This is a genomic window from Kitasatospora sp. NPDC051914 (genome assembly GCF_040680995.1).
Taxonomy (GTDB): Bacteria; Actinomycetota; Actinomycetes; order Streptomycetales; family Streptomycetaceae; genus Kitasatospora.
In genome coordinates this window covers 64,056-78,988 of the sequence record NZ_JBFAXX010000040.1, presented here as the reverse complement: position 1 = coordinate 78,988, position 14,933 = coordinate 64,056, and the positions used below count along the sequence as shown (strand labels likewise).

Annotated in this window: 12 protein-coding genes and 1 rRNA gene; 6 read left to right on the top strand and 7 right to left on the bottom strand. The window is 73.9% G+C overall.

Features of this window, described 5'->3' with window-relative positions; all coding sequences use genetic code 11:
* The first annotated feature begins 130 nt into the window (after positions 1–130).
* A 5S ribosomal RNA gene (gene rrf, locus AB0M03_RS25275) occupies positions 131–247 on the top strand.
* 99 nt (positions 248–346) lie between these two features.
* On the opposite strand, the gene AB0M03_RS25270 is transcribed toward rrf, so the two are convergent.
* On the bottom strand, positions 347–1,003 hold the full coding sequence (locus AB0M03_RS25270; RefSeq protein ID WP_363494572.1) for a class I SAM-dependent methyltransferase: 657 nt from the start codon (positions 1,001–1,003) through the stop codon (positions 347–349).
* A 65-nt stretch (positions 1,004–1,068) separates the two neighbouring features.
* Complete coding sequence (locus tag AB0M03_RS25265; RefSeq protein ID WP_363494570.1) at positions 1,069–1,521, bottom strand: GNAT family N-acetyltransferase; 453 nt, start codon at positions 1,519–1,521, stop codon at positions 1,069–1,071.
* Positions 1,522–1,814: 293 nt separating this feature from the next.
* On the opposite strand from AB0M03_RS25265, the gene AB0M03_RS25260 reads away from it, so the two are divergent.
* From AB0M03_RS25260 to AB0M03_RS25250, 3 genes are all read left to right on the top strand, one after another.
* The gene (locus tag AB0M03_RS25260; protein ID WP_363494568.1) at positions 1,815–3,989 is read left to right on the top strand and encodes an ATP-dependent RecD-like DNA helicase; all 2,175 of its coding nucleotides are present in this window, start codon (positions 1,815–1,817) and stop codon (positions 3,987–3,989) included.
* A gap of 224 nt (positions 3,990–4,213) precedes the next feature.
* Positions 4,214–5,503 carry a citrate synthase gene (locus tag AB0M03_RS25255; RefSeq protein ID WP_363494566.1) on the top strand — a complete coding sequence of 430 codons (1,290 nt, stop codon included), beginning with the start codon at positions 4,214–4,216 and terminating at the stop codon, positions 5,501–5,503.
* 544 nt (positions 5,504–6,047) lie between these two features.
* On the top strand, positions 6,048–6,767 hold the full coding sequence (locus AB0M03_RS25250; protein ID WP_363494564.1) for an SDR family oxidoreductase: 720 nt from the start codon (positions 6,048–6,050) through the stop codon (positions 6,765–6,767).
* 66 nt (positions 6,768–6,833) lie between these two features.
* Here AB0M03_RS25250 and AB0M03_RS25245 read toward each other — a convergent pair whose 3' ends face one another.
* Together AB0M03_RS25245 and AB0M03_RS25240 are read right to left on the bottom strand one after the other, a co-directional pair.
* The gene (locus AB0M03_RS25245; RefSeq protein ID WP_363494563.1) at positions 6,834–9,113 is read right to left on the bottom strand and encodes a heavy metal translocating P-type ATPase; all 2,280 of its coding nucleotides are present in this window, start codon (positions 9,111–9,113) and stop codon (positions 6,834–6,836) included.
* A 57-nt stretch (positions 9,114–9,170) separates the two neighbouring features.
* Entirely contained in the window at positions 9,171–9,389 is a 219-nt protein-coding gene (locus tag AB0M03_RS25240) for a heavy-metal-associated domain-containing protein (protein ID WP_363494561.1), read from the bottom strand.
* A gap of 242 nt (positions 9,390–9,631) precedes the next feature.
* Here AB0M03_RS25240 and AB0M03_RS25235 point away from each other — a divergent pair, with 242 nt between their 5' ends.
* Positions 9,632–10,831: a PP2C family protein-serine/threonine phosphatase gene (locus tag AB0M03_RS25235; RefSeq protein WP_363494559.1), complete on the top strand. Its 1,200-nt coding sequence runs from the start codon at positions 9,632–9,634 to the stop codon at positions 10,829–10,831.
* On the opposite strand, the gene dhaL is transcribed toward AB0M03_RS25235, so the two are convergent.
* Together dhaL and dhaK are read right to left on the bottom strand one after the other, a co-directional pair.
* Positions 10,797–11,477, bottom strand: a complete 681-nt coding sequence (gene dhaL / locus AB0M03_RS25230; protein ID WP_363494557.1) for a dihydroxyacetone kinase subunit DhaL — start codon at positions 11,475–11,477, stop codon at positions 10,797–10,799. The two genes, AB0M03_RS25235 and dhaL, sit on opposite strands and share 35 nt — an antisense overlap.
* Before the next feature lie 54 nt (positions 11,478–11,531).
* Entirely contained in the window at positions 11,532–12,527 is a 996-nt protein-coding gene (gene dhaK, locus AB0M03_RS25225) for a dihydroxyacetone kinase subunit DhaK (protein ID WP_363494555.1), read from the bottom strand.
* Between the two features lie 169 nt (positions 12,528–12,696).
* Here dhaK and dhaM point away from each other — a divergent pair, with 169 nt between their 5' ends.
* Positions 12,697–13,086: a dihydroxyacetone kinase phosphoryl donor subunit DhaM gene (gene dhaM / locus AB0M03_RS25220; RefSeq protein WP_363494553.1), complete on the top strand. Its 390-nt coding sequence runs from the start codon at positions 12,697–12,699 to the stop codon at positions 13,084–13,086.
* 14 nt (positions 13,087–13,100) lie between these two features.
* Here the strand turns inward: dhaM and AB0M03_RS25215 are convergent, their stop codons facing one another.
* Positions 13,101–14,795, bottom strand: coding sequence for a bifunctional 3'-5' exonuclease/DNA polymerase (locus AB0M03_RS25215; RefSeq protein WP_363494551.1), 1,695 nt, complete (start codon positions 14,793–14,795; stop codon positions 13,101–13,103).
* Positions 14,796–14,933: the final 138 nt, after the last annotated feature.

Sequence of the window (14,933 nt, the reverse complement as noted above, 5' to 3'; positions counted from 1 at the left end):
AGCCCCGTGAGGGGTGGAGTTGACCGGTACTAATAGGCCGAGGGCTTGTCCTCAGTTGCTCGCGTCCACTGTGTTGGTTCTGAAACCACGAACAGGCCCTGTGCCGGTTGTTCGATGTGTTTCATAGTGTTTCGGTGGTCATAGCGCGAGGGAAACGCCCGGTCACATTCCGAACCCGGAAGCTAAGCCTCGTAGCGCCGATGGTACTGCAGGGGGGACCCTGTGGGAGAGTAGGATGCCGCCGAACAATCATTCAGAGAAGCCCCCTCCCCTTCGGGAGGGGGCTTCTCGCATTTCCGGACCCGAATCCGCCGGACCCGAATCTGCCGGACAAATCCGAGCCGGATCAGACCCTGGCCACCATGGCGTAGCGCTCGTCGCGCACCGGCCGGCCCCACAGCAGCTCGTCGCCGCTCAGCGGTGTGGTGCTGAGCTCGGTGACGTGCGGGCGGAGTGCAGCGGCGAGGTCCCGGGAGCGCACGCCGCCGGCCCAGGGGAGGGGCTGGGCGCCGGGTGCGTACGGGGAACTGTCGTCGTCGGCCTCGTGCCAGCGGCCCTCGATGAGCAGCAGGGTGCCGCCGGGGCGGAGGAGGGTGACCCAGTGGCGCAGTGCGGCGTGCGGGTCGGGGAGCGTCCACACCAGGTGCCGGGAGAGCAGGACGTCGTAACCGCCGGTGCGCTGCGGAGGATCGGTGGCGTCGGCGATGCGGAAGTCCGCGTCGAGGCCGGTGGCGGCGAGTTTGGCGCGGGCGTGCGCGATCATGCGCGGGGCGAGGTCGACCCCGGTGACGTGGTGGCCCTGCTGTGCGAGGAGCAGCGAGAGCGAGCCGGTGCCGCAGCCGACGTCGAGGACGTGGGCGGGTGGGTCCGGCAGCCAGTCGCGCAGGCGGGCGGCCCAGGCGGCGTGGATCGCCGGGTGGCGCAGGCCGTGGTCGGGCTCGTCGTCGAAGGTGGCGGCGGCCGCGTCCCAGAAGGCGGTGATCGGGGAGCGTGGGTCGGTCATCGGCCGAGTCTGACAGGGAGGACCGACATGCGGGTGCAGCCGCGCGAGGAAACCCCGGCTGCGGTCTACAGGGCGAGCTTGAAGCCGAGGTGGGAGGCGGTGAAACCGAGGCGCTCGTAGAAGCGGTGGGCGTCGGTGCGGGTGGCGTCCGAGGTGAGCTGGACGAGTTCGGCGCCGAGTTCCCGGGAGCGGTCGACGGCCCATTCGATCATGGTGGTGCCGAGACCGCTGCCGCGTTCGTCGGCGTGGATGCGGACGCCTTCGACGATGGTGCGGGTGGCGCCGCGGCGGGAGAGGCCGGGGACGACGGTGAGCTGCAGGGTGCCGACGGTGCGGCCGAGGCGTTCGGCGACGACCAGGTGCTGGTGGGGGTCGGCGGCGATGCGGGCGAAGGCCTCCTGGTAGGGGGTGGGGTCGTCCGGGGATTCGCGGGTGGCGCCGAGGGGGTCGTCGGCGAGCATGGCGACGATCGCGGGCAGGTCGGCGGCGGTCGCGGGCCGGATGGCGAGGTCGGTCATGGGGCGACCCTACGCCGGTCCGGCGGTCTGTCACCCGTGAGGGTGGCCGTGCGGCCGCCCACGGGGCCTTTCCGCCCCGCGGAACGGCGGTTTCACCAGTGGCGTGCCCGGCTGTCCGCGCGGGGAGGTACCGTGCGTGGCACAGCGGTCACCAGCATCGACGGCCACCCGCTTCCAGCGGTCACCGGCATCGAGCGTTCGCCAGCACCGGGAGGGGCCTCGTGGCCACGGACGGCCAGCAGGCCAAGCAGCAACAGCAGGGGCCTCCGCGGCAGCTCGCCCAGGTCGAGGGCGTGCTGGAGCGGATCACCTATGCGAATGAGGAGACCGGGTACACGGTGGCCCGGGTGGACACCGGGCGCGGGGGGAACGACCTGCTGACGGTGGTGGGGGCGCTGCTGGGGGCGCAGCCGGGCGAGTCGCTGCGGATGTTCGGGCGGTGGGGTTCGCATCCGCAGTACGGGCGGCAGTTCACGGTGGAGAACTACACGACGGTGCTGCCGGCGACGGTGCAGGGCATCCGGCGGTACCTGGGGTCGGGGCTGATCAAGGGGATCGGGCCGCGGTTCGCGGAGCGGATCGTGGATGCGTTCGGTGTGGACACGCTGGACGTGATCGAGCAGGAACCGGGCCGGCTGATCGAGGTGCCGGGGCTGGGGCCGAAGCGGACGAAGATGATCGCGGCGGCGTGGGAGGAGCAGAAGGCCATCAAGGAGGTGATGGTCTTCCTGCAGGGCGTGGGGGTGTCGACCTCGCTGGCGGTGCGGATCTACAAGAAGTACGGGGACTCCTCGATCGGGGTGGTGAAGAACGAGCCGTACCGGCTGGCGGCGGACGTGTGGGGGATCGGGTTCCTGACGGCGGACCGGATCGCGCAGGCGGTGGGGATTCCGCACGACTCGCCGGAGCGGGTGAAGGCGGGGCTGCAGTACGCGCTGTCGCAGAGCAGCGACCAGGGGCACTGCTACCTGCCGGAGGAGCGGCTGATCGCGGACGGGGTGAAGCTGCTGCAGGTGGACGTCGGGCTGGTGATCGACTGCCTGGCGGAGCTGGTGGCGGAGGAGGGGGTCGTCCGGGAGTCGGTGCCGGGGGAGGGCGGCCTGCCGGTGTCGGCGGTGTACCTGGTGCCGTTCCACCGGGCCGAGGTGTCGTTGTCGAACCAGTTGCTGCGGTTGTTGAACGCGGACGCGGACCGGATGCCGGGGTTCGCGGGGGTGGACTGGGAGGCGGCACTGGCCTGGTTGGCGCGCCGGACGGGGGCCGAACTGGCGCCGGAGCAGCGGGAGTCGGTGAAGCTGGCGCTGACCAGGAAGGTGGCGGTGCTGACGGGCGGCCCGGGGTGCGGCAAGTCGTTCACGGTGCGGTCGATCGTGACGCTGGCGCTGGCGAAGCGGGCGAAGGTGGTGCTGGCGGCGCCGACGGGGCGGGCGGCGAAGCGGTTGGCGGAGCTGACGGGAGCGGAGGCGTCGACGGTGCACCGGTTGCTGGAGCTGCGGCCGGGCGGGGAGGCGGCGTACGACCGGGACCGGCCGCTGGATGCGGACCTGGTGGTGGTGGACGAGGCGTCGATGCTGGACCTGATCCTGGCGAACAAGCTGGTGAAGGCGGTGGCGCCGGGGGCGCACCTGCTGTTCGTGGGGGACGTGGACCAGTTGCCGTCGGTGGGGGCGGGCGAGGTGCTGCGGGACATGCTGTCGGAGGGGAGTCCGGTCCCGTCGGTGCGGTTGACCCGGATCTTCCGGCAGGCGCAGCAGTCGGGGGTGGTGACCAATGCGCACCGGATCAACGAGGGTCTGCCGCCGGTGACGGAGGGGCTGCCGGACTTCTTCCTGTTCGCGGAGGAGGACGCGGAGCGGGCGGCGGGGCTGACGGTGGACGTGGTGGCGCGGCGGATTCCGCAGAGGTTCGGGCTGGATGCGCGGCGGGACGTCCAGGTGCTGGCGCCGATGCACCGGGGTCCTGCGGGGGCGGGGAACCTGAACACGCTGTTGCAGGCCGCGGTGACGCCGGCCCGGGAGGGGTTGGCGGAGCGGCGGTTCGGCGGGCGGACGTTCCGGGTGGGGGACAAGGTGACGCAGATCCGCAACAACTACGAGAAGGGGGCGAACGGTGTCTTCAACGGCACGGTGGGGGTGGTCACTTCGCTGAGTGTCGAGGAGCAGCGGCTGACGGTGCGGACGGACGAGGACGAGGAGGTGGGCTACGACTTCGACGAGCTCGACGAGTTGGCGCACGCGTATGCGGTGACCATTCACCGCTCGCAGGGGAGCGAGTACCCGGCGGTGGTGATTCCGGTCACTACATCGGCATGGTCGATGCTTCAGAGAAATCTGCTCTACACGGCCGTGACGAGGGCGAAGCGACTGGTTGTACTGGTGGGGTCACGGAGGGCGATCGGGCAGGCGGTCCGGGCCGTCAGCGCAGGTCGGAGGCACTCTGCGCTTGATCATCGGCTCGCGGTTGGATGATCCGGCGGGGGTGCGGTACGGTCCCGGGTTGTCTTGACGTGAAGAGATTTAAGGCGGAACCTGGTCTGGTGCCGATCTTGTCCGGTTCACACCGGCTTCGGCGACAGGTTTTGTATGGCGGGCCCCTTTTCGGCCCACCCCGGGTGCGCGGCTGTCCTCCGGATGGGGGATCGTAGGAACGTCAGGGCACTCGGATGAGAATTCATTTCGTCGGTGAGGAAGACGTGAGCGACAACTCGGTAGTACTGCGGTACCAGGACGGCGAGTACGAGTACCCCGTCGTCGAGAGCACTGCGGGCAACGCCGGCTTCGACATCTCGAAGCTGCTCCCGCAGACCGGCCTGGTCACCCTGGACAACGGCTTCGGCAACACCGCCGCCTACAAGTCCGCGATCACCTTCGTGGACGGCGACAACGGCATCCTGCGCTACCGCGGTTACCCGATCGAGCAGCTCGCGGAGCGCGGCAACTTCATCGAGACCGCGTACCTGCTGATCAACGGTGAGCTGCCCAAGGCCGAGGAGCTGTCGGCCTTCACCACCGAGATCACCCAGCACACCCTGCTGCACGAGGACGTCAAGCGCTTCTACCAGGGCTTCCCGCGGGACGCCCACCCGATGGCGATGCTGTCCTCGGTGGTCGGCGCGCTCTCCACCTTCTACCCGGAGAGCCACAACCCGTTCGACGCGGCCCAGCGCCACCTGTCCACGGTGCGCCTGCTGGCGAAGCTCCCGACGATCGCGGCCTACGCCTACAAGAAGGCCATGGGCCAGCCGTTCGTCTACCCGCGCAACGACCTGGGCTACGTCGAGAACTTCCTGCGGATGACGTTCGCCGTCCCCGCGGAGGACTACGAGCTCAACCCGGTCGTGGTGAACGCCCTGGACAAGCTGCTGATCCTGCACGCGGACCACGAGCAGAACTGCTCGACCTCCACGGTGCGCCTGGTCGGCTCCAGCCACGCCAACCTGTTCGCCTCGATCTCGGCGGGCATCTCGGCGCTGTGGGGCCCGCTGCACGGCGGCGCCAACCAGGCCGTGCTGGAGATGCTGGAGCAGATCCAGAAGGACGGCGGCGACGTCGACGCGTTCATCCGCAAGGTGAAGAACCGCGAGGACGGCGTCAAGCTGATGGGCTTCGGCCACCGCGTGTACAAGGCGTTCGACCCGCGCGCCGCGCAGGTCAAGCTCCTGGCGCACGAGGTGCTCGGCCAGCTCGGCAAGACCGACGAGCTGCTCGACATCGCGCTGAAGCTCGAGGAGCACGCGCTCAGCGACGACTTCTTCGTCTCGCGCAAGCTCTACCCGAACGTGGACTTCTACACGGGCCTGATCTACCGCGCCATGGGCTTCCCGACCAGCATGTTCACCGTGCTGTTCGCGCTGGGCCGGCTGCCCGGCTGGATCGCCCACTGGCACGAGATGATCAACGACCCCACCAGCCGCATCGGCCGTCCGCGGCAGATCTACACCGGCACCGCGATCCGCGACTACGTGGAGCTCGGCGACCGCTGACCCGGTTCGTGCGAAGGGCCCGGCCGCTCCCTCGGGAGTGCCGGGCCCTTCGGCGTGCCTGCGGCGGGCACCGCGGCCCGCAGGGAAGTCCCGGCGCACGGCACCCGGGTGCGACCGTGCCAGGAACGGCCGCTCAAAGCGTCCCTGACCCTCGCACCCCGGCGCCGTGCGCTGTGCCGCCGAAACCCTCGGCGGCCGTACCGGGGCCCGCCGGAGCCCCGTTCGCGGCAGCCACCGGTGCGGAGGCGTGAAGCCGTTCGCCACACCGCCGCGGGCCGGAGGAAACAGCCGCAGTACACACGGTATGACGTATCCGGGGTCCGGGAGTTACGTTCCGGGAGTGTGAGTTGCCTCTCTCCACGCTCCGTGTGCGCGCGGTGCCTGGCCCGGCCGCGCGGTCCGTCCCCTTATCACACGCTTTCCGGCGCGCTGCGTCACCCTCCCCGCAGTCTTCGCAACCCAGCGTGATAGGAATCGAGCTATTCCGGTACGGACCGTCCGCACGCTGTGCGGCGCGGCGTCGGGGCAGGGAGGGAGTGCGCAGATGACCAGGAACGTCGTCGTCACCGGTGGCGGCACCGGCATCGGGTACGAGGTGGCCCGCCGGTTCGCCGATGCGGGGGAGCGCGTCGTGATCGTCGGGCGCCGGCGCGCGGTGCTGGAGCAGGCGGCCGCCGAGCTCGGCGACAACGTCACGCCGCTGGTCTGCGACCTCGCCGACCCGGACGCCGTGGAGCACGCCCTGGCCGCCCTGCCCGGCACCGTGGACGTCCTGGTCAACAACGCGGGCAGCCGGGAGACGGTGATCGGCGCCGGCCCGCACGCCGTCCTCGCCCGCTGGCGCGGCGACTTCGAGCGCAACGTGCTCACCGTGGTGCTGCTCACCGAGTCCATCAGGGAACGGCTGACGCCGGGCTCCGGCCGGGTCGTGACGGTCAGCTCCATCGCCGCCCTGCGCGGCGCCGGCTCGTACGGGGCGGCGAAGGCCTCGCTGCACGCGTGGAACCACTTCCTGGCAGCCCAGCTCGGCCCGTCCGGGATCACCGCGAACATCGTGGCGCCGGGCACCGTGTCGGGCACCGAGTTCTTCGGCCCGCGGCTGGACGAGGCCGAGGTCTCCCGCCGGGCCGCCCGCACCCTGCTCGGCCGGATCGGCGAGCCCGGCGAGGTCGCCGCGGCCGTCTACTTCCTGGCCTCCCCGGAGGCCGGCTTCATCACCGGCGAGATCCTGCACTGCAACGGCGGCGAGCTGCTCGGCCGGTGAGCCCGCACGTGCGGCGGCCCCGGGCGGATGCCGCCCGGGGCCGTCGGCCTTCGAGGCCGCGGTGCCTCAGGACGCGTCGAAGCGGCGCAGCCGCAGGCTGTTGGTGACCACGAAGACCGAGGAGAAGGCCATGGTGGCGGCCGCCACCACCGGGTTGAGCAGCCCGGCCGCGGCCAGCGGGATCGCCGCCACGTTGTAGGCGAAGGCCCAGAACAGGTTGCCCTTGATGGTGGCCAGGGTGCGGCGGGAGAGGCGGATGGCGTCGCCCGCGGTGCGCAGGTCGCCGCGGACGAGGGTGAGGTCGCCCGCCTCGATGGCGGCGTCGGTGCCGGTGCCCATGGCGAGGCCGAGGTCGGCCTGGGCGAGTGCGGCGGCGTCGTTGACCCCGTCGCCGACCATCGCGACCGAGCGGCCCTCGGCCTGCAGCCGGCGCACGGTGGCGACCTTGTCCTCGGGCAGCACCTCGGCGAGGACGTCCTCGGCGGGGATGCCGACCTCGGCGGCGACCGCCTCGGCGACGGCCCGGTTGTCGCCGGTGAGCAGCACCGGGCGCAGGCCGAGCGCGCGCAGGTCGGCGACGGCGGCGGCGCTGGTCGGCTTCACCGTGTCGGCGATCTCCAGGACGGCCCGGGCGGAGCCGTCCCAGCCGACCGCGACGGCGGTGCGCCCGGCCCGCTCGGCCGTGGTGCGGGCGGCGGCGAGCTCCGATGGCAGCGGCATGGCGCGGGCGGTGAGCAGCGCCTCGCGGCCGGCGGTCACGGCGCGGCCCTCGACGGTGCCCTGCACACCGAGGCCGGGCACGTTGGCGAAGCCGTCGACGGCGGGCAGCGGGCCGGTGCGCTCGGCCGCGGCGGCGGCGACCGCCGCGGCGACCGGGTGCTCGGAGGCGTGCTCCAGGGCGCCGGCCAGGCGCAGCACCTCGTGCTCGTCGGTGCCGTCGGCGGTGTGCACGGCGACCAGGGACATCCGGCCGGTGGTGACGGTGCCGGTCTTGTCGAGGACGATCGTGTCGACCCGGCGGGTGGTCTCCAGTACCTCGGGGCCCTTGATGAGGATGCCGAGTTGGGCGCCGCGGCCGGTGCCGACCATCAGTGCGGTGGGCGTGGCGAGGCCGAGGGCGCACGGGCAGGCGATGATCAGCACGGCGACGGCGGCGGTGAACGCCGCGGTGGGGCCGTTGCCGAGCAGCAGCCAGGCCACCAGGGTGGCCAGTGCGGTGAGGATGACCAGCGGGACGAAGACGGCGGAGATCCGGTCGGCGAGGCGCTGCGCGGCGGCCTTGCCGTTCTGGGCCTCCTCGACGAGCCTGGCCATCCGGGCGAGCTGGGTGTCGGCGCCGACCCGGGTGGCCTCGACGACCAGGCGGCCGCCGGCGTTGACGGTGGCTCCGGTGACGGTGTCGCCGACCGCGACCTCGACCGGTACGGACTCCCCGGTGAGCATCGAGGCGTCCACGGCGGACGCGCCCTCGACGACCGTGCCGTCGGTGGCGATCTTCTCGCCGGGGCGGACCACGAAGCGCATGCCGACGGCCAGCCGGCCGACCGGGATGCGCTCCTCGCGGCCGTCGCGGAGCACCGCGACGTCCTTCGCGCCGAGGTCCAGCAGGGCGTGCAGGGCGGCGCCCGCGCGCCGCTTGGAGCGGGCCTCCAGCCAGCGGCCGAGCAGGATCAGAGTGGTGACGGCGGCGGCGGTCTCCAGGTAGAGGGTGGCGGAGGCGTCGCCGGTGCCGACCGTCAGGGAGAAGCCGTGCCGCATGCCGGGCATGCCGGCGTCGCCGAGGAACAGTGCCCACACCGACCAGCCGAAGGCGGCGAGGGTGCCGAGCGAGATCAGGGTGTCCATGGTCGCGGCGCCGTGCCTGAGGTTCGTCCAGGCGGCGCGGTGGAACGGCGCTCCGCCGTACACCACGACCGGTCCGGTCAATGCGAACGCCAGCCACTGCCAGTTGTCGAACTGCAGGGCGGGGACCATCGACAGCAGGACCACCGGGACGGACAGCACCGCGCCGGCCAGCAGCCGGTCGCGCAGCGGGTCCGGCTCGCGGCCGGCGGCGGCCCCCTCCGGCCCCGCGGCGGACTCCGCGGCCGGCTCGGGGGCGGGCGGCGGGGGGAGCTCCGCGGTGTAGCCGGTGCGTTCGACGGTGGCGATCAGCTCGGCGACGTCGATGCCGGGAGCGAAGTCCACGCGCGCCTTCTCGGTCGCGAAGTTGACGCTCGCCTCGACGCCTTCCATCCGGTTGAGCTTCTTCTCGATCCGGGCGGCGCAGGAGGCGCACGTCATGCCGCCGATCGACAGTTCGACGCGCTGCTGGGCGGCGCCTGTGCCCTGCACGGTAGTGCTCATCTCAGCTGCTCCTCGGGCGACGGGTCGGGGCGCGGGGTTGCCGTGCCCCTGCGGCGGTCAGGCGGTGCGGCCGACGAGTTCGTAGCCGGCCTCGTCCACGGCGGCGCGGACCTGCTCGTCGTCGAGCGGGGCGGCGGAGGAGACCGTCACGGTGCCGGCCTTGGCGTCGGCGGCGACCCCGGTCACCCCGGGGATGCCGGACAGCTCGGAGTTCACCGACTTCTCGCAGTGGCCGCAGCTCATGCCGGTGACGGTGTAGGTGACGGTGCTGGACATGGGTGCCTCCGTGATCTCGCGGCGCGGCCTGCTGCGCGCGCTCATTCTCTGCCAACACCATACCCCCTGGGGGTATTCCGGGGGCGGGGGAGGCTGTGGCGTGCATCTCGGGCCCGGCGCGCGGCCCCGCGCCGTGCGGACAGAGGGTAGTCGCGCGGATGCGCAGCGACGGATGCGGCCCTCGGGCATGTCACCCCCTCGGCGGGCGGCGGTGTGGGCCGCGCCCCGGCGGGGTGTCCGATATGTTCGGCTATGTGTTCCGGATCAGCCGAGCCCAGCGCGCCGCCGCGCCCGACGCCACCGGGCTGGCCCCGGCCCGCCGCAGGTCCGCGATGCTCGCCACCGACCTGCAGGACCTCTCCTTCCGGCGCCGGGCCACCCCGGCGCTGCTCGCCATCCTGGTCATCTCACTGGTCGACTTCTTCACCGGACAGGACCGCTACCTGGCCCCGCTGATGGTGGTCGTGCCGTCCATCGCCTCACTGCTGCTGACCCCCGTCGAAGTTTTGATGGTCTGCGGCGTCGGCTTCCTCTCCCTGCTGTGGCTGAGCAACTACGACCAGGTCGCCACCTTCAACGACAGCCGCTTCCTGCTCGGTGCACTGCTCAGCTACGTCGCACTCACCGCGGTCAGCGCCTTCGTGGCCGAGCTGCGCATGCGCCGCGCCGCCGCCTTCGCCGCCGTCAGCTCCGTCGCCGAGGCCGCCCAGCGCGCCCTGCTGCGCCGCCCCGGACCGACCGTCGGGCCGCTGCGGCTGGCCGTGCGCTACGTCTCCGCAGCGGACGCCGCACGGATCGGCGGCGACCTCTACTCCGCCCTGGACACCCCGCACGGCACCCGGGTCCTGGTCGGCGACGTCCGCGGCAAGGGCCTGGGCGCCGTGCAGACCGCCGCCGTGGTGCTCGGCGCGTTCCGCGAGGCCGCGTACGACGAGGAACGGCTGGGCTCGGTCGCGGCGCGGATCGAGGCCAGCGTCGAACGGCACGTGCCGGACGGCGAGTTCACCACGGCGCTGTTCGCCGAGTTCCGCGAGCCCGGCTCGGTGGAGCTGATGCACTTCGGCCACGTGCCGCCGATCCGCGTCCACGCCGACGGCACCGCCGACGTCCTGGAGGCCGCCGAGCCCTGGGTGCCGCTCGGGCTCGGCCCGCTGGCCCCCGGCGAACCCGTCAGCATGCGGCGGCCGTTCGGGCCGGACGACGTCATGGTGCTGTGCACCGACGGGGTGGTCGAGGCCCGCCACCACCGCACCGGCGAGTTCTACCCGCTCGCCGAACGGGTCGGCCCGCTGGTACGCGGCGCCGCCCGCTCCGCCGCCGAACTGGAGTCCGCCGTCGGCCGCGTCTACGCCGACCTGCTCGTCCACACCGGCGGCGAACTCGGCGACGACGCCCTGCTGATGCTGGTCAGCCGTCCCGGCGAGCACCACCATCACCAGTAGGAACGGGTGTCCACTCGGGGTCCACCGTCTCGGCCAGGGTGGCGAAGAGCAGGGCGGTCGAGGCCGCTCCCGGGTCGAGGTGGCCGGCGCTGCGGGGGCCCAGGTAGGAGGCCCGGCCCTTGCGGGCCACCAGCGGCACGGTGGATCGCGCCCCCTGCTCGGCGGCCGCGGCGGCTGCCTGCGCCGCGGCCGGCAGTCCGTCGCCCGCCGCGGCCCGGAAGGCCTCCGCGGCCGGGACGAACGCATCCACCATGGTCTTGTCGCCCGGCTGCGCGCCGCCCAGCCCCTGCACCGCCGCCAGCGCCGCATCGAGCGCCCCGGCCACCTCCGCGGGCCCGGCCGCCGTCCCGCCGAGCGACTTGCCCGCGGCCCGCAGGGCGCTCCCGTACAGCGGTCCCGAGGCGCCGCCGACCGTCGAGATCAGGGTGCGGCCGGCCGTCGCCAGCAGCGCGCCGGGCGAATCCCCGGCCGCCCCGGCGTCCAGCGCGGCCAGTACGGCGGTGAAGCCGCGGCGCAGGTTGCTGCCGTGGTCCCCGTCGCCGATCGCGGCGTCCAGTGCGGTCAGTTCGGCCTCGTGCGCGGTGACGGCCGCGGCGAGTGCGCGGAGCCATGCCTCGGTGCGGGCGGTGTCCAGGACGGCGTCCACGGGCGTGAATCCTCTCGGCCGGTACGGGCACGGGCGGCCTCCGCCCGCGGGGCTTCAGGACCAGGTCAGGGCGGGGGTGGCGACCGGGGCGTCCCAGAGCTGCAGCAGCTCGGGGTCGGCCTTGGTGAGGGTCAGTGAGAAGCCCGCCATGTCCAGGCTGGTCACGTAGTTGCCGACCAGGCTGCGGGCGATCCGCACCCCGGCCGCGTCCAGCCGGGTCCGGACCTCGCCGAAGACCACGTACAGCTCCAGCAGCGGGGTCGCACCCATCCCGTTGACGAGGGCGATCACCTCGTCGCCGGAGGCGAGGTCGTGGTCGGCGAGGACGGTGTCGACCACCTCGGCGACCAGGTCGCGGGCCGGGCGCAGCGGCTCGCGGCGGCGGCCCGGTTCGCCGTGGATGCCGACGCCGACCTCGATCTCGTCCTCGGGCAGGTCGAAGCCGGGGCGGCCCGCGGCCGGCACGGTGGCGGCGGTCAGCGCGATCGCGAAGGAGCGGGACGCGGCGTTCACCCGCTCGCCGACGGCGGCGACCTCGGCCAGCGGTGCGCCGCGTTCGGCGAGGGCGCCGGTGGCCTTCTCCACGGCGACGGTCGCCCCGGTGCCGCGGCGGCCCGCCGTGAAGGTGGAGTCCTGCACGGCCACGTCGTCGTCGACCAGGACGGTCGCCACCTCGATGCCCTCCTCGGCGGCGAGTTCGGCGGCGAGCGAGAAGTTGAGGACGTCGCCCGTGTAGTTCTTCACGACGAACAGCACCCCGCCGCCGGTGTGCACGGCCCGGGCGGCGGCCAGCATCTGGTCGGGGACGGGCGAGGTGAAGACCTCGCCCGGGCAGGCGGCGTCCAGCATGCCGGGCCCGACGAAGCCGACGTGCAGCGGCTCGTGGCCGGAGCCGCCGCCGGAGACCAGCGCCACCTTGCCCGCCCCGGCCGGGGTCGCGCGGCGGACCACCCGGGCGGCGGCGTCCACCGCCAGCTCCGGATGCGCGGCGGCGACACCGGCGAGGGCGTCCGCCAGGACGGTCTCCGGGCTGTTGATCAGCTTCTTCACGCGGCACTCCCTCGGGCGCGGCTCTCCGCGCCCGACGTTACGCCGGACACCCCCGGGGACCGGGCGCTGCGACACGCCGGAGCCCCGTCCGGCCCCGCCGCGCCAGGGGCCGGCGCGAGCCGCTCCGGGGACGACCGGTGCCGGGCGGTGCCGTGGGTAGGGTGCGGGCATGGCTGCACCGGTGGGCGTCGTCCTGGTCTCGCACAGCCCGGCACTGGCCGCCGGACTGGCCGAACTGCTGGCCGAACTGGGGTCCGGCACCGTCCGGGTGGCGCTCGCCGCCGGCACCGCGGACGGCCGGCTCGGCACCAGCGACGAGAAGGTGGCGCGCGCCCTCGACGAGGCCGACGGGGGCGGCGGCGCAGCCGTCCTGGCCGACCTCGGCAGCGCCGTGATGACGGTGAAACTGGTCCTCGCGGAGCGGGCGGGCCGGGCCGTGCTGGCCGATGCGCCGTTCGTCGAGGGCGCCGTCGCCGCGGTGGTCACCGCCTCCACCGGGGCCGCGCTGGACGAGGTGGTGCGCGCCGCCGAGGAGGCCCGCGGCTTCCGCAAGCTCTGACCCGCGGGCGGTTGCTACTTGGCGTCGGCGTAGCAGTCGACCACCGCGGTGCTCATCGGGAAGCGCACCGGGGTGTCGCCGAAGACCAGCACCCTGGCCTCCTCGGCGGCCGCCGCCACCTCCCCGGCCACCCGGTCGGCGAGGTCGGCCGGGGCGTGCACCACCACCTCGTCGTGCTGGAAGAACACCAGGTGCGGCCGGTCGGCCCCGGAGGACAGCCCGGCCAGCCGGCGGCGCAGCGCGGCCAGCAGGGCGAGTGCCCAGTCGGCGGCGCTGGCCTGGATGACGAAGTTGCGGGTGAAGCGGCCGCGGGCGCGGGCCGAGCGGCCGCCGGCCTCGCCCGCCGTCTCCGGGGCCTCGGTCAGGTCGAGCCAGTCCGCGGACGGCGGCGGGCAGGTGCGGCCCAGCCGGGAGCGGACGATGCCGCCGTCCTCGCCGGTGCGCGCGGCGGCCTCCACATAGCCCATGGCGGCCGGGTAGCGCCGCCGCAGGGTGGCCAGCAGCGGGCCGATGTCGCCGCTGGTCTGCCCGTACATGGCGCCGAGCAGGCCGAGCTTGGCCTTGCCGCGGTCGCCGTGGAAGGCGGTCGCGGCGAGCGCCTCGTACAGGTCGCCCTCGGCGGCGGTGCGGGCCAGCCCGGCGTCCTGGGACAGCGCGGCGAGCACCCGCGGCTCCAGCTGCGCCGCGTCGGCGACGACCAGTGCCCAGCCCGGGTCGGCGACCACGGCGCGGCGCAGGATGCGCGGGATCTGCAGCGCCCCGCCGCCGCGCGTCGCCCAGCGGCCGGACACCACCCCGCCGACCACGTACTCCGGCCGGAAGCGGCCGCCGCGCGCCCAGGCGGCCTGCCATGCCCAGCCGTGCGCGGCGTGCAGCCGGGACAGCTCCTTGTAGCGGATCATCAGCTCGGCGGCCGGGTGGTCGACGCGGCGCAGCTCCCAGCTGCGGGTGGAGGACAGGTGGATGCCCTGCTCGGCGAAGGCCTTCAGCACCTGGCCGTGCGAGTCCGGGTTGAACGGGCGGCCGCCGAGCGACTGCTGCAGCTCGACGGAGAGCTCGGCCAGTCGGCGCGGCTGGGTGCCGGGGATCTGCGGGCGCGGGCCGAGCAGTTCGGTGAGCAGCAGGTCGTGCAGGTCGCTGCGCCAGGGCAGGCCGTCGCGGGCCATCTCGGCGGCGAGCAGGCCGCCGGCCGACTCGGCGGCCGCCAGCAGCCGGAAGCGGTGGCGTTCGGCGGGGTCCCCGATCGCCGCCGTCCGCCGCAACTGTTCGGCGTGGACGGCCACCACGGCCTCCAGCGGGTCGGCGCCGGGCGGCAGTTGCAGCCGGTCGGGGGCGAACAGGCCGTCCTGCTCGTCCTCGGCGGCGGCGCTCTCGGGGAGGTCGGTGGGCACCGGGAGCCCGCGCAGCCGGGCCCAGGCGGCGCCGAGCGAGCGGGGCTCGCCCCAGCGGCCCTCGTGGCCGAGCAGCAGCGGCTCGGTGAGCCGGAGGTCGTGGCTGCGGGCGAGCCGGACGGGCAGCAGCGGCGCGTACGCGCTGTCGGTGGAGGCGAACACCCAGCGCGGCTGACCGGCGGCCTCCACCTCGGCGATCGCCGCGGCGAGCGAGGGGGCGTGCTGCGGCGGGCCGAGCGGGCCGCCGTCGTCGGCGAGCGGCTGCAGGCGGCCGCCGGGGCCGTGCGGGTCGGGGACCAGGGCGTACCGGGGGGCCATCGGTGGCCTCCTCCCGTCTCTCGTCGGCGGGCAGCCGGGCAGGTGCTCGGGCGTGCGGCATGGGTACGGAGGGCCGGGCGGCCCCTGCTTCCGACCGTAGCGCGCACCACCGACAACGCCCGGCCGACGCGGGGCGGC